We start from the raw sequence: 18,709 nt of genomic DNA, 5'->3' as shown, positions 1-18,709 counted from the left end.
CAAAACTACCACCTGACAAAGGTGGCTTTTTTATGTCCTCAAGCCAAAAGTCGTCTGTTTGAACTTTCTTATATACTTGAAACGAATATTATCAAGTGTTAGACTATTTGTTATTTATTGCATAATAGCTATAGGCTAAATACAAGGGGGCATCAGATGCCTGTCTTACAGAAGAAAGCAAACCACTCGAAAAAGATTAGTCTAGTGACACTTTTAACAGGACTAGTCTCTTTATCCGTTGTACTGACTGTTACTATCCTACTTATCTCATTCTATCAATCCAAAAAACAGGCACTGATTCACACGACGTTGACCTTAAATCACACAAGTGCACTTAAAATGAGTCACACCATAGACGCTTTGATAAAATCCATGCGGAGTAGCTTACAGTATTCGGCGAGCATCTTTTCCGATATGCACGAGATGGATGCAGATGAAATACATGGGAAGCTTGAATTGATACGTCGTACAAACAACTATTTTAATTCGATTATCGTGGTGGATGAAACCGGGCTTGTTCGAGGTGTGTCTCCCGAATCAATTGGTACAGCAGGAACCTATTTGAAAATGGATGTGGGGAAAACGGTATTGGCATTAAAAAAGCCTTATATTTCTGTACCCTATATCACTGCACATTCGAATCGTCTCATTTTGCTTATTAGTGAACCCATTTTTGATAAAGACGGAATCTACCGTGGTTTTATCGGGGGAACGATTTATCTTCATGAAGAGAACATTTTAAATACCATCCTGGGGAGCAACCCAACGGACGAGTTAGGTTCATCTTTCTACATCGTAGGATCAAACGGTTATTTGTTGTTCCATCGTGATGAAAGTCGGATCGGAGAGGATATCAGTGCCAATCCAGCCGTGCAGAAGCTCACTCAAGGGCAAAGTGGCTATGAACAGATTGTCAACTTGAGGGGACAGACGGAATTGGCCGCCTACGTGAAGGTTCCAGAGAACGACTGGGGTGTCGTTGTCGTGTCGAATATCAGTGTTGTTTATGAACAAGTAAATCGTGATATTCAACGCGTTTTGCTGTATACACTGCCTCCCTTTCTACTATTAATGCTAGTTGTGATTGGACTTGCGCGCAAAGTAGCAAGACCTTTCGTATCCCTGGCCGATCTTGTGAGCAAGGCAGGTAGAGAAGAGGTGGAGTTCTCCGAAGGTAAACAGCATTGGAATCGAGAGGCTGAGCTGTTAACTCGAGCCATTCGTTTTACATTAAACGATATCAAAAAACAGACAGATCAGTTGGCTCATGATGCGCGAACAGATCCGTTGACAGGGCTAACAAACCGAAGAACGCTCGAGGAAACCATGCAAAAATGGATGATGGAGCAAATCCCCTTTTCTCTTATTATGATGGACCTTGATCGATTTAAATCCATTAATGATACGTATGGTCATCAGTCTGGAGATGAGGTGTTGAAACATTTTGCGGAAATGATTTCTTCATCACTTCGGCCCGAAGATGTGAGCAGTCGCTTTGGCGGTGAGGAATTTGTTGTCCTTGTTTCCCATGCGGGCTTGGAGGAGGCCTATCAGGTGGCCGAACGAATACGCCATACCTTAGAAACAAGTACAAATCCAATCGGGCAGCCGCTAACCGTGTCACAAGGCATTGCGCACTATCCTTCCCATGCGGTTTCTGCTGAAGATCTGATGCATGTAGCTGACGAGGCCATGTACAAAGCGAAGAGATCGGGTAGGAACCAAACAATGATAGCGGAAGTGGAGTAATCTATATGAGGAGCGAAGAGGCGAGAGAGCGCCTCTTTCTTTTTGAAAAAAAATCACTTGTTCGGTGCTAAAAAAGTAAATTCAGAGATATATTATCTCGCGATTTACATATGCATGTAACAAATGGATAATTAAGGAAACTTCTAGTTCGAAATTGTGAAGCACATGATTCTTGTATCTCACTTTGGAAGAGGGGGATTCACATGGAGAATGTTGTCACAGGGGAACAGTATGAGAGGGCACAACGCTTGCATCCTGCCAATTATTACGACGCAGTATTCAATGCTTTTGTCAGGCCAAACTGGATCAGTGGGAATCGGTTCTGGTACATCCGAGAAATCCGTTTGGAAAAGGGGACTGGCAGGCAATATGTGATCGTAGATGCTGAACAGAATACGAGTCAGCCAGCATTCGATCACGCACGATTAGCTGTCTGTTTGTCAAGAAGGGCAGGAGAAACGTATAGCGCAGAAACATTGCCACTTGGGGAACTTTTATTTACCGAGAATGGATTGTCATTCCAGTTTAAGGTGGGCGGTACTGTCTGGAACTGTGATTTACAGGAATACAGCTGCAAGCCGATAGATCATGTGGATAAGCCGTCGATGGATGAACTGCCGTCTCCAGATGGAAAGTGGGTGGCGTTCGTATATGATCACAACTTGTATGTTCGGTCACTCGAGACCGGAAAGCGTTTCAGGCTAACCCGCGACGGCAAGGCTTACTATGATTACGGAACCCAACCTGAATGTCGGCTCTCGACGGTGGGGGAGCGATTGAATAACATAAAGCTTCCTCCAGTAGCGATTTGGTCACCCGATTCCAAGATGCTGTTGACCCATCGGCTTGATCAAAGAAAGGTGCGCAATTTGTATCTGATTCAATCGGTTCCGAAAGGCGAAGAAGTCAGACCGGTACTCCACTCGTACCGTTATCCACTAGTTGGCGATCCACACGTACCGTTGGCTGAGCTGGTCGTCTGTGATTTGGAAAGGCGAACCACAGTTAAGATTGAAAACGAGCCTTTACTGGCATGTCCAGTCTCACCCCTCACTCCGGGGATGCAAATGGCCGGATGGTCAGCCGACAGTAAACAGGTATATTTCGCCCGGATGTCCCGTGATGCTCGCTCTGTCGATTTTTCCGTGGCTGATCCTTGCTCCGGTGAGGTTTGCACACTACTTCGGGAACAAAGCGATACGTTTTTGAATCAAGACCTGCATAATCTCGGTGAAACTAATCCGAATATTCGGTTATTGGTTGATGGTTCGTTCATCTGGCACTCAGAGCGTGATGGGTGGAGTCACCTCTACCATTGCGATGGCAAAACGGGGGAAATTCGCAATCCGATCACATCGGGTTCCTGGACGGTACGAAAATTGATGGCAGTGGACGAGCAGCAGGGATGGGTGTATATCACTGGAGGGGGGCTAGAAGAGGGGCGCGATCCTTATTATCAACACCTGTATCGTGTTCGTCTGGATGGAACGGGTCTGTCGTTGCTGACGCCAGAAGATGCAGAGCATGATGTTGTGTTTTCTCCCAATCTGAAGTATTTCGTCGATACGTTTTCGCGAGTTGATTTGCCGCCTGTTTCTGTTCTCCGCTCGATAGATGGCACCCTGATTCGCGAATTGGAGCACGCTGATGTAGAAATGCTGCTCGAGATGGGGTACCAATTTCCAGAAAGGATTACCGTTAAAGCACGAGACGGTGTGACGGATCTTTATGGGGTGATGCTGCGTCCATTCCCGTTTGATCCTTCACGCAAGTATCCGGTCGTCGATTACATTTACGGGGGACCACAGATCATCAATACGCCGAAAGCTTTCGCGCTCGATCCCGGTCGAAGCCATGACCCGCTGGGTGGTGGACAATCTTTGGCGCAGTTGGGTTTTATCGTATTGATCCTAGATGGAATGGGGACACCTTATCGTTCTAAATGGTTCCATGATATCTCGAACGGAAAATTGGAGGAAGCAGGAGGTTTGCTTGACCATGTGACTGCGGTAAGGCAATTGGCTGAGCGCTACCCGTATGTGGATGTTGATCGGGTAGGCATTTGGGGCTCGTCAGGGGGAGGCTACGCTTCAACAAGGGCCATGCTCTCATTTCCAGCGTTTTACAAAGCTGCGGTTTCCGCGTGTGGTAATCATGATCAACGGCTGTATATAGCAGCATGGGCGGAACGCTATCAAGGTCTGTATGACCCGGACTTGTACAAGGATCAAGACAATGCACGTCTGGCAGCCAATCTGACAGGAAAGCTCTTACTGGTGAGCGGAGATATGGATGAAAATGTGCATCCTTCCCAAACGATTCGGATGGCGAATGCGCTGATTAAAGCGGATAAAGATTTTGACATGCTGCTATTGCCCAACCGACATCACGGCTTTTCTTTGGAACCGTACTTTATCCGCAGAAAGTGGGATTATTTTGTACGGCACTTGATGAGAGCAGAACCTCCGTGGGGGAATCAAATAGCCAGCAAAAAGGCCATTGATAAAGAGCCGATAGAGAAATAGTGTGTGGGAAAGAAAACGGTGAACTGCGAAGAGGAGCCCTAAGAAGAGCTCCTCTTTTCCTTTTTTATTAAAACTATGGAGTTTTTTTCCGAGGAGAAGGCAGTCGCTATTTTACCTCGCGAAAACTTGCACTGACCTTTTGCAGTTCTTGTTTGAGCGAATCAAACCTTTTCTGCTCAGTCCAAGCCATGATTTGATAAAAATGCGTAGGCGTTTCGAACACTGTCACAATATACGCGATTTTGACGCCGTCACCTTCCCCTTTGGCATTGAATTGGATGGCGACCTGGTTATTTACTACGGTACGAATCGGTTTATCAACGGATACATTTTCTACTGAATCTTCAATGTTTGCTTCAACGAAGTCTGCATAGTCCTGAAGTGTGAATGAACTGTCGAGATTCTGTTTGGCATCTGATAGTACGAGTAAATACTTTTCGCTGATTCGATTGGAGATGGCTATATCAGCCTCATCATGAAGGGCTGAATCCTTGCTCCAATCGGAAGGGGCTGTTATTTGAAGTTTTTTATCCTTGCTATAGAAAATTTCTTCGGTAGGCGTTCTTGATGCGAGATCGATTATCCCAAAAATCATACCAATGATGGATAAAACAGCAACGCTGGAGAAGACAACAGCGAGTACGGTTGTTTGCTTTTTGCTGACGATGTTCAGATCCTTCACCTTAACGACGTATGTATTCGCTGCTAGATCGCCTAACCGTTGTTTTTTGTCGGAAGCCAACACACTGATACCGGCTGGCAACCCGCCTAGAAGAAACGCATTTGCTTCGAATAGACGAATGAGGGAACGGATGAATGATTTCCATAACCCCGGCGGCCGTCCTTCTGCATTGACAGCAATGATGCGAAAAGTAAATTTTCCGATCGTATATCCGGTAAGTCCTTCTAACAGTACATAATAAGAACATAGGATAATGGCGGCTAGGATGAAGAAGTAAAGACTGTTGGCGTCTTTATCAATGGAAATCCCAAGGGAGAGTAATCCGATTAGAAAACAAGCGAGAAGAATATGATCGAGAACATGGGCTCCCCATCTCGTGAAAAAAATCGTCGCCCTGTCGTACGATTTCGATAAATCCCCCATGTTTTTTGGTGGCTCTTGTTGGACAAGAGGAGAAAATTCTGTCGGTACCGATGATGATGACGGTTGTTGCTCCAATTTTGTGCACCTCCTGAAAAAATGTAAACATATTACATTTAACCACTTTGAAAATTGTATTGTCAAATGTAGACGATTAGAATGGGAAAAGATGAGTAAGGCGCTGCCGTCCCATTCCGGGGAGAGGAGAATAGCATATGGAAATCCACCAAATACCCGAGCAATTGCCATTGATCAAACATTCCAAAGACATCTGGGGCTCTTTTGCATATAGCAAGTGTAAGGATGCATACGGTTATGACAAGAACGGGCTGAAAAGATACGCACTGATTGTTCAGCTTCAATACGATCAGACTGTGACAGAAGCAGACAAAGAGTTCCTACACTATTTGATGAGCCAAGAGATTGAGATGCATAAATCCCATCCGTATCAGGGATTACATGAATCCATGGACATTGTGGCTTATTTGTTGGCGAAGTGTAAGGATGTGAACCATATCCCACTGTTTGAGCAGGCCAAATTAAGTAATTTCGATACCTACTATGGCTTTGACACCGAGTATATCATTTCGGCGGGGATTGAAGAGGCGATCACGTATATCAAAGAGAACGATCTGTACCGAATCAGCTCTTTCTTTCAGAATAAGAAAGAGGAGCTGGAAACGATGTATACGGCTGAACATATGGAACGATGGTTTCAATCCAAGGCAAGGAATTACCCTGCCAATCTCGAGGATGAGTCCTTGATTACGTTAATGGACAGAGCAAGCGATTTCGGTAATAGGGCAGAAGCCAGAGAATTACTGGGGAAGCTAGAAGAGCAGCTGGGCTCTGACAAAAAGAATTATTCTCTGCTGTATCATCAGGCAAAACAATTGGAAGAGTACGACAAGGCACTTCACTATCTCACACAGGATCTCCCGGAACAGGAAGATTCGTTTGACAAAGTATTTCTTTGGTTAAAAATGGCCGAAATCCATTTGCTCAAGCAGGACTTGGTCAAGGCTTTTGCCAGCGTTAAACAGTGCGAGCCAGAGCTCAAACTCTTTTCCTCCTGGAGGAGTGCCGGTTTGGGCAGAAGCTTGAGCGAGACCTTGTTGGATATCAGCTTGAAGGCGAAGGATAGCGACGAGTCTTTGGCTAGAGAAGCGTATCGCTGGGCCGACCAGATGTTGAAATCGACAAACAACTACAGCAGTAACGTTTTGAGAAAGGCGCACCAGTGTGCCAAGATGCTGCAACTCAAACAGGATAAAAGGCTGTACAGTAAAAAAGTCGCAATAGAAGCCAGACGAATCAACAGAATGTTTAGATGACTCAAAGTAAACCCGGCATCTGTAATGGTCGGGTTTTTCTCTGTTTGGAAGCAACGTTCATAAAAAAAATATCCACTCATGGATCACTTTGCTGTATCTTTAATCTGAGCAATATTTCCTATCTTTATATAGACTCTTTTTCCTCGTTAGCCAACCTCATTGCGCTTCAGGTCATCGATAGCAAGGCTACTTTCCATGTTTCCTTCATGAATGTCATTTTACTTCTAGGCAGGAGATGCGTATGGATTTATTAACGTACAGTCCACTTATCGCAACCAAGCTTCATGTTCCGAAGTATGGTTCGGACTTGTTACTTCGACATCAGATATTGAAAGAAATCGATGAAGCGGGCGCTGCAAGATTGATTCTCGTGTGCGCGCCAGCCGGTTTCGGTAAAACGACAGCAGTCAGTCAATGGACGCAAAATTCTGGCAAACCGACCGGTTGGATCTCTCTGGATGAATCAGATAATGATCCCGTGCGCTTTTGGCGATATTTTGCTAGGGCGATTGATAGGGCACAGGAAGGCTTGGGCAAAGAATCTTCCTCGGTACTTCACCCACAGTACACGGCTTCTGCTGAGCAATTGATGTCCGTGTTACTCGAAGAAATTGCGGGATTTGAACGTGATTTTTATCTGGTATTGGACGATTACCATCTCATTAAGGAGCCTTCCATTCATGAAGGACTGCAGACACTGCTTCAGCATGCTTCCTTCTATATGCATGTCGTCCTGATTACGCGGGAGGAACCTCCTTTTGCCCTTCACCGTCTACGCGTTCGGAAACAGTTGAAGCAACTGGGCTCAGACACTCTTCGGTTCAATGAGGAGGAGTGTCGACGCTTATTCCATGAGCAACTGGGTCTGAGTCTGTCAGAACAAGATATTGGCATGCTAAGCAAACGAACGGAGGGATGGGTGGCCGGTTTGCAGTTAGCAGCCTTGTCCATGCAAGGAAAGCCCGAAGCGTCTAAGGTCATTCATCAATTTTCCGGTAATGACAAGTATGTCGGGGAATATTTGTCGGAAGAAGTATTGAAACGACTTCCAGAAAAGGTGCAGAAGTTTTTGTTGAAAACGTCCATACTGCCGCGTCTGACAGGCGATCTATGCGCAGCCGTTACGGGAGAACCAGATGCTTACGACATCCTTCGCATGCTGGAGAGAACGAATTCATTTGTCATCGCACTGGATGGCGTAAATGAGTGGTATCGTTATCACCATTTGTTCGCAGAACTTCTGCTTTCCCATGTAAGAAAAACCTATAACGAATTGCTTCCTGCCCTACATATCTCTGCAAGCTGTTGGTTTGAAAGTCACGGGTGGATAATGGAGGCGACTGAGCATGCGTTTCTCGGAAAAGATTGGACCCGAGCGAGCCGTTTGATCGTTGCACATGCGCCGTGGATGTTGAAACAGTACGAAAATATAACATTGCGCAGATGGATGAAATACTTTGAGAAGTCCTGGTTGGAATGCAACCCTGAGCTGTGCATCGCTTTTGCTTGGCTGTATGCTGTATCCAACGAAATTGATCAGGCGGAAATCCTCCTTCAATTGGCTGACGAAGCAACACGGACCAACCATGGGAGCTTTGACGACTGTCGAGTAGAAATGTGTGTGCTTCGGGGATATATCGAAGTGATGCGGGGAAATGTAGATCTTTCCCTCAAATATATGGAAGAATCAGTTCAAATGAAGCCAAAATTCAGCCGCTACTTCATCGTCGGCATAGAGCTGAATTCAGATGAGCCGTACGTGCTGCGTAGTCGTGTGGCCTTGAGCGGGTATTTGTCCAACGTGAATGAATACTATCCAAAACTACGGGCGATCTGGAAGCACAGTGGTCTTGGCATATTAGCCTACGGTTCCATCGTGATGGCTGAGCTCTATTATGAGAAAAATGATTTTGAGCAATTAAAATATTTCGTACCACGAGCAATCCAGTTAGGTACCATCTCCTTGAATTTTGGCGTATTGGTCCCCGTGTATCTGACTTTGGCCCGATGGAGAAAAGCAGAGCATCGTCACGAAGAGATGTGGCTGGCCATGGAGGAAATCACATTGCTATGCCGCCAGCACGATGCGCCTCCCCATTGGATGTCTTTTGTAGAAACATTCCGCGTCCGATTATGGATCGAAGAAAATCGACGGGAAGAAATAGAAAAATGGGCCGAGCCCTACACGAAAATGAATGTCGATATTGTCGCTTCCCGACATGAATTTGAGCGAATGACGTTGGCCCGGGTATACATCTATTTAAAAAACGACAGTGCAGCCATCATGCTACTAACCAGCTTAAAGCACGAAGCGGAAATAAAGGATCGGCTCGGGAGTAGGATTGAAGCCTTTCTTCTGCTCAGCCAAGCATACATGATCCAAAAACAGCATCATGAAGCGACGGCGTGTATGCGCATGGCGGTAACGTTAGCTGCGCCAGAAGGCTATGTACGCACTTTTTTGGATGAAGGCCCTGGCGCTGCCAAAATGCTCTATTCGCTCTATAAAAGCAAAAACGTATCCAAGCAAGAGATGGCTTATCTTTCGATGCTGCTCAAAAGTGTAGAGAAGGAATTTCCTACGCTAGATATTCAAATCCGGGTATCCCCCGCATTGGAAAAATTGACGGAAAGAGAGTCGGAAGTACTGGCACTGATCGGTGAAGGGTTATCCAACTCGGAGATTGCGGACAAGCTGCATCTCACACTGGGGACGGTAAAAGGGCATGTGCATCAAGTTTTTAGCAAGCTCCAGGTGAAAAATCGGGCACAAGCCATCGTCAGATTAAGAGAAAGTGAGATCGACCATTAGAATCACCTATACGGAGGCCACTGAAAAAGTCCACTCTTTCAGTGGCCTCAGCCATTTTCGGGTGTTTGTTTTCTTTACAAATCCATCTCATGTACACACAACGGTCACATCAGCCATCTATACTCATCTTGTAAAACCAAGGTTGGCGGTCATCGGAATGGCGACGGTGAGATATGGATTCGTAAGTTTCGCAATAAACTGGTAATCTATGCAGTAAATGCACAACCACGAGTAAGGAGTGCGGAAATGAAACGGAAAGTGTTACTCGTAGAGGACGACGAGCTCATACGTGAATTTGTATCGGATTATTTTAAAAAAGAAGCTTGGGAAGTGTACGAAGCGCAGCACGGAAAAATGGCGATGGAACTTTTCGCTCTGCACCCTGTCGATCTAGTTGTGCTAGATATTATGATGCCCGAGATGGATGGCTGGTCGGTGTGCAGAAAAATCCGCCAACAATCCGACATTCCCATCATGATCATTACAGCAAGAGTAGACGATGATGACCAGTTGATGGGATTCGAGCTTGGCGCGGACGAATACGTCACCAAACCGTTTAGCCCAAAAGTATTAGTGGCCCGTGCCAAAGCTCTGATGAAAAGGGCAGAGGGGAGCATCGGGAGGGGAGATGATATCGCTCAGTTTGGAGCATTGACGGTAAACAAACGAGCTCACACCGTTACGATTGCAGGCGTCCCGATTTCATTGACACCAAAAGAGTATGAGCTGCTTCTGTTCTTCATTAAGCATGAAGGGACGGTCTTGTCCCGAGATAGCATTTTGAATGGGGTTTGGGGGATGGACTACTTTGGCGACCATCGCACCGTTGATACCCACGTGAAAAAACTGCGTGCCAAGCTGGATACAGAGCAGCATCTGATTCAGACGATGATCCGTTTTGGATATAAGTTTGAGGCAAAACGATGAAACGCCTTCGACTTAACGTTGTGACAAAATTATTTGCCGCCACTTTTGTTTTTGTCTTTTTGCTCTACGCTTTGATATTGATAGGGGAAAAGTTTTTCTTCGAGCGCTTTTATTTAAATGCGAAAGTAAGCGAGCTCTCACAAGCAATGGTATCTTTTCCAGATGAGTACGCCAAACTCCCTCCCGACAAGCACAAGCTGGATAAGCTGGTGGGTACATTGATGAATCGCACAGATGCCAGCATCGCGATCGTAGATGAGCAACTCAGGCAATTGAATCTCACCCCCTATTTTCTAGAAATAAAAGTAGCAAATAAAAATCAAGTGATTACCTTACCGCTAAAAGAAATGCAAAGCACCGATCTCCCTGAAGGACTCCATGTTGGAGACACGATTACCATCGACGGAATCTATATGGATGAGAACGATACGATCATGAAGCCGATACGGATTGCAAGGCAAAGTCCATCCACAAATGTGTCCGAAAATGGACTAACCCGGGTTACGGCTGTTATTTCTGAACTCATGCTGCCTAGTCAGCAACGGGCACATAACCCTTTTTATCAGGATTCTCTCGTAGCGGATCAAATCGGACCATGGCTGGAGCAGCAATACGACGAGATTACACAGATGAAAAGCGGATCATTCATCCAGCGGAAGTGGACTGATCCGTGGAGTGGTGTAAACTATGCCATCGTGATTCATCGGTTCTCCTATCAGGGCGGGGCGAGTTTCATACTGGCGGTGACGACGTTGCAACCAGTGAGCGATGCGGTAAGTATGCTGACCAGCTATTCCTTATACGCGACGCCAGTCATCCTCGTCATCTTATTGCTGCTGTCCTTTGTCTTTTCGAAGATTATCACGAAACCATTAGTTACGCTGAATCATTCCGCTTCACGTATGGCTAATCTGGACTTCACAGAACATGCTTCGATTCATTCTCAGGATGAATTCGGTGAGCTCTCTCGCCATCTGAATACGTTAGCTGGCAAGCTAGATCAGACATTAAAAGACCTGACGAATGCCAACGTCACTCTTCGCGAGGATCTAGAGCATAAGGAAAAAATGGAGCAGCTTCGCAAAGAATTGATTGCAAACATCTCTCATGAACTCAAGACCCCGCTTGGCATTGTGAAGGGCTTTGCGGAAGGGTTAAAAGATGATGTCGCACATGAAAAGCGGGAGCGATACATGGACGTCATTTTAAGCGAAGTCGACAAGATGAACGAGCTCATTATGGATATGCTGGAGTTGTCCAAATTCGAAGCCAAAGCCATTTTGCTTCGTAGACAATCGTTTCCCGTATCGGAAGTAATAGATCGTGTAGCCGCTTCCTTCCAACTACAGCTGGCAAACAAGCAGGTACGACTATGTCTCGTCTTACCTGAAGAGAACAACGTATGGGCAGATCCAAGACGTATCGAGCAAGTGATCGTGAATTTGCTCGGCAATGCAGTCCGGCACGCCAATCCATCAAGTGAGATTCGGATTACGGGGGCCCGCGAGCGGGATTGCATCCGGTTTCGAATCGAAAATGAAGGAGCGCACATCCCAGACGATCAACTAACGCGGATATGGGAGCAATTTTATCGAGTAGATAGCTCTCGCTGGCGGAAATCTGGCGGCACGGGTCTCGGATTGGCGATCTGTAAACATATTCTCGATCTGCATGGCAGTGATTATGGTGCGGAAAATACCGTGAATGGAGTCGCTTTTTCCTTCACGTTGGTTGAAAATGAAAACAAAGGTGGAAATGACAATGAATCTGAAAAAGAATAAAATGAAAAGCTTACTGGCTGTATTGGTCCTATCACTCGTTACGAGTGCTTGTGGCACACCGCTTCCTCCAGAATCGACTGCTCAAGTGCCGCCGCAAGTTCCTCAGGAAAACAAAGAAAACAAGGAGAAACAACCGGAGAACGTTGCACAAGACATGGCCGCAGAACAGCAGGAAAAAGAAATTCTCGTCGTGGTCGACCAAGAACCGAAACCCATCGATGGGAATAGCTTCGATTTCTTTATCGAACAGGTACCTGCCGGCTATTCGTTAGCTAGCATGCAGTGGAAGTCTGAGAAAACTGACATCGTAAGCACGATAGAGCAAGCGATCAAAAACGACACAGAAGGTATCCCTGGTGGGAATGGATTTTACATCAGTGGCAATGGACAGTTCACTGGTTTCTTTTACAAGGATGAGTTGAAGGGGGAAAAGGGGAAATTGATTTTGGTCTTTCAAAATGAGCAAGGCAATGAAAAGACATGGGAGAAGGAGTTAACCCTTAAATAACGCACGCTCAATTGGAACCTCATTTTTGGGGTTCTTTTTATTTTGTTTGGCACATGTTTACGGTGGGGCTTTTTATTGGGAAGAAAATAATCACGAAAAGACATAACTTTAGTTAGTATTTTTTGCAATAGACTGTTGTTACCATATTTTTGTTTCACCTAGATGTTTTGCTAGGGGAGTGTGTCGACAGTAGGGGGAGTTCAAATGAAGAAGGAAGGAGGACGGTGTTATTGATGAAAAGAATGATTGCTCGTTTGTTGGTATTTACTTTGCTGTTTGCAATTGTCCAACCTGTGTTTATTCAAGAAAAAGTGAACGCAGCTAATCTTACAGATGTGATTAGAGTAGAGGCAGACAAGTTCGTGGATGCGTCTGGTGCCTATCCAGAGGGAATACAGTATGAATTGATTCCGAACGCGTTGATCGTCGGCTATGCGCGAGACTCGGGCGGGGATTATGGGGCTGCGAATGCTGCCCTGCGTTTTGACCTGAGCGGCGTGAAAAGTGAGAAGAAAATTGAGTCCGCCAACCTGAAAATTTATGTGCACAAGGTAGAAGCAACAGGCGGAGATATGCCCTTTATTGATCTATGGGGCTCGTCTGATGACAGCTGGAACGATGATCCTACGGTGACGATACCTATGCATCACGAAAGAATCATACCAAATGAGATGCTCCCCAGTAATTTCACAGGGTGGAAATCGTTTGATGTAACCAGCTTTGTTAAGAGCCAGATTCCAGACAAAAAAGCTACCTTTGTTTTAAGAGGACGGCAAACAGCGCCGCCAGTACCACTTTTGTATCAGCCTCAAATCGTTTTCTATGACAAAAGAAATATTAGCTACGCTTCTCAGCTGGAAATCACTTATGCTGCTAACACTCCACCAACCGATATCCTCTTATCGTCCAATTCGATTCCTGAAAACAATCAAATAGGAGCGGTAGTTGGTACGCTGTCGGCAGTAGATCCTGATCAAGGAGATACTGTTACGTTCAGCATTCTAAACAATCCGGTGCCATTTACTGTTGAGGGAAATCAACTGAAGGTAACGGAAAAATTTGATTTTGAAACGAAGTCGACTTATTTCGTACCGATAACCGCAACAGACTCGGCTGGCAATTTCTTTACCAAGATGATGACCATCCAGGTGACAGATGTAAATGAACCACCTACGACGGCGACGGTTACCATCAATGGCGGTGCTGCGATTACGAATTCAGCAAATGTGACGCTCACTATGACCCATGATGACCCTGACGCGGCCAAGCCCGAGTACCGTTTGACGAACGTGGAAGGTGGTCCTTGGAGCGAATGGAAGTCGTTTGTGACACCTGTAACGTGGACCCTCACGACAGGAGAAGGGACCAAATCGGTCTTCATGGAGTTGCGTGACGGAACAGGAACTGTCTTGCAAGCGCAGGATAGCATTGTGCTGGATACGACACCTCCGACAGGGACAATCGAGATCAATAACGGGAACGTAGCCACTTCATCAGAAAAGGTAGAGCTTACCATTCAGGGAAGCGATGCGAACGGCCCGGTAGAATTGATGTTGTCGAATGATAACAACTTTACAGGCAGTTGGCTGCCAATCCCAGCCAATAACAAGCTGGAATGGAACTTGGCTAGTGGAGACGGACAAAAAACAGTCTACGCGAAGTTCCGTGATGGTGTAGGGAATCTGTTTACGATATCCGATACCATCGTGTTAGACAAAACGCCGCCTATTGTGACGGGGGTTGCGAATGACAGCTTCTACACGGCGGATGTCACCCCTGTCTTTGACGATGGCACAGCAACATTGAATGGTGCTCCTTTTGCCAGCGGCACAAGGGTGAGTGTGGAGGGCAAGTACACGTTGGTCGTGACGGATACAGCGGGGAATACGACGACGGTAGCCTTTACCCTGGATAAAACCGCGCCTACTGGAACTCTTGCGATCAATAACGGAGCCACCCATACAAATAATCAGGATGTCATCTTGCAAATCGATGGCACTGACGCTACCAGCAAGGTAAAAATGAAGCTGTCCAACGATAACACCAGCTGGAGTGCGCCAGAGGATGTTGCGACCACCAAGGCTTGGAAGTTAACAACTGGGGATGGACAGAAAACGGTCTATGTACAGTTGATCGACGAAGCGGGCAACACCCATGATTTACAGGCATCGATTACACTCGACACGGTTGCACCTGTTGTCACAGGGGTAGAGAACAACAAGCTGTACAATCAGAGTGTTACGATCAGCTTCAACGAAGGAAAGGCGACCTTGAACGGAAAGCTGATAGCTGACGGAGAAATCGTCAATGAGGATGGAGCCTATACGCTGATTGTCACAGATGAAGCGGGCAATACGACTATCCTTCCATTTTCCATCGATCAAACGAAGCCGTCAGGCAGTCTCAAGATCAATGGTGACGCCAATTATACCCATACACTGGCAACTACATTACAAATTGCCGTTACCGATTTCAGTAATGAACTACAGATGCGCTTTTCCCATGATACGAGTGATCCAGCCAATTGGACTTCCTGGGAAACGCTGACCACGACAAAGGCGTGGACCTTGCCGACTGGGGACGGAACCAAGTCGGTTTACATGGAAGTAAAGGACAAAGCAGGGAATATTGCCAGCTTTACCGATGAGATCACACTCGATATGACCAACCCTACGGGTGCCTTCGAAATCAATCAAGGCCAGTTGTATACCAACTCGAGCAAGGTTACGTTGAGTGTGGAGTCGGCTGATGCTCATGGTGTGGAAATGCGCTTGTCCAATGACAACCTGACGTGGAGCGATTGGAAAACGGCACCATCAAAAGGCGACGTTCCATGGGAGCTGAGCGGTGTTGATGGAGCCAAAACGGTCTATGTCGAGCTGAGGGATCCAGCCGGAAACCAATTGGCCCTTCAAAAGCAAATCACGCTGGATTCAGCTGGACCAGTCGTCACGGGAGTCGCCCAGAATGGTGTCTATGCGAGCGATGTAACGATTTCCTTCAACGAGGGAACAGCATTACTGAATGGCAGTCCGTTTACGAGCGGTTCTGTCGTCACTGTGGAAGGATCGTATGAGTTGGTCGTCACAGATGAGGCACAAAATCGCACGACGATTCGTTTTACGCTGGATAAAACACCAGCGACAGGAACGCTCAGCATCGATAACGGAGCCGAATTTGCGAAAACAGAAGATGTGACGTTACACCTTACTTCCCCAGGGAATACAGACGATATCGAAATGCTGATCTCTAACGCGGATGACAATTCGGGTACGTGGGAGCGTTTCGCAGAGTCAAAAGCATGGAAGCTGGCTGATGGCAGTATAAACGGCACCAAAACGGTTTATGTCAAGCTGCGGGACAAAGCGGGGAACGTCACAAAGCTAAGCGATACGATTGAGCTAGATGTGGTGGCGCCGACTGGATCTATCACGATTAATAACGGAGACAACTACACCAAGTCCCGTGATGTTACGCTCGCCATAACAGCGAATGACAGTACGAGTGATGTGCAAATTCGCTTCGCCAATGGTGACAACGACTGGAGCGATTGGGAGGCAGTAACTGCGACCAAAGCATGGCAATTGAAGTCCGGTGATGGAACCAAGACCGTCGAAATGCAGATTACGGACAAGGCTGGGCACATCACAACTGTTTCCGATACGATCGAGCTGGATGCAGATGCGCCAGTTGTTACAGGAGTCGAGGACAAAGGCATTTACAAAGATGACGTGACCATCACCTTCAATGAAGGAACCGCGACGTTGAATAGTGCTCCGTTCGCAAGTGGCGACCAGGTAACAACTGAAGGCAAGCATGAACTGCGGGTCGTAGATGCTTCCAGAAACGAAACCAAGATCACGTTTACCTTGGATAAGACAGCACCAACGGGAACGTTCGTCATCAACAATGATGATCGTCTAACCAGCTCCACCAGCGTGAGACTGCATGTTACTGCCACGGACAATTTGGGAGATGTAGAGATGCGCATCTCCAATGACCAAGGCAAGTGGAGCAGCTGGGAAAAAGTGACGGGAACAGTGCCGTGGAACTTGCCGTATGGCAATGGCACGAAAAAAGTTCTGATCCAGCTTCGCGACCAGGCAGGAAACACCGTCGAACTGGATGATTCCATTGAGCTATATGTGTCGAATCCGCCAACGGGAGAGCCGGTCACCGGAGTTGAGTTGGAGGAAGAGGAGTTAACGCTGCGTGTTGGCGATACAGAAAGCCTTCGTGCCACTGTAAAACCAACGAACGCCACCAACAAACGAGTCAAGTGGGAAAGCAGCGACTCTGAGATCGTCGAGGTAGATAAGGAAGGCAAGATCACGGCTGTAGCTCCTGGGACCGCGACGATTACAGTGACGACCGAGGATGGGAACAAAACCGATTCGGTGGAAGTAACCGTTAAGGAAATAGCCACCTTCCAGTTGGAAACAAACGAGCCGTCCTTCTGGATGAAGCCAAAGGGAACCACGACCTTACGCCTTTATAAAGTAGAAGGCAAAAAACGCAAAGACATCACGCGAGACAAAAATGTTGAATACGACACGGAAAACGGGTTGGTTACCGTCAAGCAGGGCCGCATTACAGCAGGAAAAGAAGAGGGAGAAGACATCGTTACCGTTCGCTATATGGGCGAAGAACTGGAGATTCCGGTGACGGTTTCTAAGAAAACGATTCGTTCGTTGACGACTTCCTTCAAGGATTTGGTGCTGGAGATCGATGAGGAGAAGCAGCTCACTCTGACAGCCGTCTTCAGTGACAAGAACACCGAAGAGGTGACAGAAAAAGCATTTTGGTCCTCAAGCGACGAAGAGGTCATCGAAGTAACAAAAGAGGGAAAAGTGACAGCGCTGGCTGAAGGGAAGGCTGTCATTACTGCGAAATATGGCGGTAAAAAGGTAACCAATCGTGTGCTCGTAGTAGAGGAAAAGAAAGTAAAAGATTTGCGAGTATCGCGCTCTTCGCTGCGCTTGAAGGCAGACAATACTGGAGAGATCGTCCTGTATGCGGTCTATGAAAATAGATACGAGGAGATCGTCACCAAGGATGCCGAATGGACAGTGGAAGATCCAGAGATTGCGACTGTAGAAAATGGTGTCGTGACCGCACTGGAATCTGGTAAAACAACGATTACAGTGGAATACGGCGGCGAGACCATTACGATTAACATTACGGTCTGGTAAATGAAAAGGGGCTGTTCGATCTACTATGGAGGGCAGCCTCTTTTCCATCCTGTTTTCAAAGGTGAAGAAATATGGAAAACGCATCCATTGCTTTTGTCACTAGCATGATGATTGGGGCTATTTTCTTTGGTATTTTATGGTGGGAAGGCTCGTGGTTCAGTCTTCGGTTTACGAAGTGGTACTTCGGTATTTTATTTGCAGTCTCGATAGTAGTAGGAGGGTATACCCTTTTCCAAGGGTAATGATTTAACGTATCGAGTAAGCAAATTTCTACAAAGAAAAATAGACATGTTCAACCTTCTCAGGTATCGATCAATTTCTACACCAGCCTACCCGAGAAGGTAAACATGTCTATTTTTGTTTGATGATAAACCAATGTCTAGGCTAATATTTGACATAAAATTCAGATATGATATAATGCTCTTAAATGGTAATCTATTACATTTTATGCTTTTAATAGGTAATTGTTCTAAAATACCCCCTCTTCCTAGTAGAATCTGAAGCTGCCTTTCCACGATTCGAAAGAACAATTCACCTTTCAATTGCAAGGCTTCCCTGCATAGGTGTTTCATACTCAACTGTATTCAAACACTACTCCACTTTTTTCGCGAATTCATAGCAATTCGATTCAGTTACCTTCCCTTTCACATCTCGTTTGTAGCCGCTTTGAACATGCACGATAAAATTTGAAAGCAACATGTTTGTTTGGTCAACTATTCCTATGTTTTTCCCTTTTTCTATTTGCTTCACCTTAACTAATCGGGTGTCCAGTCTTTATC

Annotated in this window: 9 protein-coding genes; 8 read left to right on the top strand and 1 reads right to left on the bottom strand. The window is 46.2% G+C overall.

All coding sequences use genetic code 11. The annotated features are described in order from the left end of the window. The first annotated feature begins 156 nt into the window (after positions 1-156). Together HP398_RS24515 and HP398_RS24510 are read left to right on the top strand one after the other, a co-directional pair. Entirely contained in the window at positions 157-1,749 is a 1,593-nt protein-coding gene (locus HP398_RS24515) for a sensor domain-containing diguanylate cyclase (RefSeq protein WP_173623907.1), read from the top strand. 203 nt (positions 1,750-1,952) lie between these two features. Next, entirely contained in the window at positions 1,953-4,274 is a 2,322-nt protein-coding gene (locus HP398_RS24510; protein ID WP_173623906.1) for a S9 family peptidase, read from the top strand. A 106-nt stretch (positions 4,275-4,380) separates the two neighbouring features. Here HP398_RS24510 and HP398_RS24505 read toward each other — a convergent pair whose 3' ends face one another. Next, complete coding sequence (locus HP398_RS24505; RefSeq protein WP_173623905.1) at positions 4,381-5,454, bottom strand: RDD family protein; 1,074 nt, start codon at positions 5,452-5,454, stop codon at positions 4,381-4,383. 137 nt (positions 5,455-5,591) lie between these two features. On the opposite strand from HP398_RS24505, the gene HP398_RS24500 reads away from it, so the two are divergent. The 6 genes from HP398_RS24500 to HP398_RS24475 all read left to right on the top strand — a co-directional run bounded on the left by HP398_RS24500 (position 5,592) and on the right by HP398_RS24475 (position 17,930). Next, entirely contained in the window at positions 5,592-6,710 is a 1,119-nt protein-coding gene (locus HP398_RS24500; protein ID WP_173623904.1) for a hypothetical protein, read from the top strand. A 241-nt stretch (positions 6,711-6,951) separates the two neighbouring features. Continuing rightward, positions 6,952-9,522 (top strand): winged helix-turn-helix domain-containing protein, encoded by a 2,571-nt coding sequence (locus HP398_RS31300; RefSeq protein WP_173623903.1) that lies wholly within the window; start codon positions 6,952-6,954, stop codon positions 9,520-9,522. Positions 9,523-9,768: 246 nt separating this feature from the next. Further along, positions 9,769-10,449 carry a response regulator transcription factor gene (locus HP398_RS24490; protein WP_017251702.1) on the top strand — a complete coding sequence of 227 codons (681 nt, stop codon included), beginning with the start codon at positions 9,769-9,771 and terminating at the stop codon, positions 10,447-10,449. 20 nt (positions 10,450-10,469) lie between these two features. Then, entirely contained in the window at positions 10,470-12,230 is a 1,761-nt protein-coding gene (locus HP398_RS24485) for a sensor histidine kinase (RefSeq protein ID WP_371736783.1), read from the top strand. Continuing rightward, positions 12,211-12,738, top strand: a complete 528-nt coding sequence (locus tag HP398_RS24480; RefSeq protein ID WP_017251704.1) for a hypothetical protein — start codon at positions 12,211-12,213, stop codon at positions 12,736-12,738. The genes HP398_RS24485 and HP398_RS24480 overlap by 20 nt, the downstream gene beginning before the upstream one ends. 233 nt (positions 12,739-12,971) lie before the next feature. Further along, entirely contained in the window at positions 12,972-17,930 is a 4,959-nt protein-coding gene (locus tag HP398_RS24475) for an Ig-like domain-containing protein (RefSeq protein WP_173623901.1), read from the top strand. The last annotated feature ends 779 nt before the right edge of the window (positions 17,931-18,709 follow it).

The sequence above is a fragment of the Brevibacillus sp. HB1.4B genome (assembly GCF_013284285.1).
GTDB lineage: Bacteria > Bacillota > Bacilli > Brevibacillales > Brevibacillaceae > Brevibacillus > Brevibacillus porteri.
The sequence above is the reverse complement of the archived record's forward strand: the minus strand, read 5'-3'. Positions and strand labels throughout refer to the sequence as shown.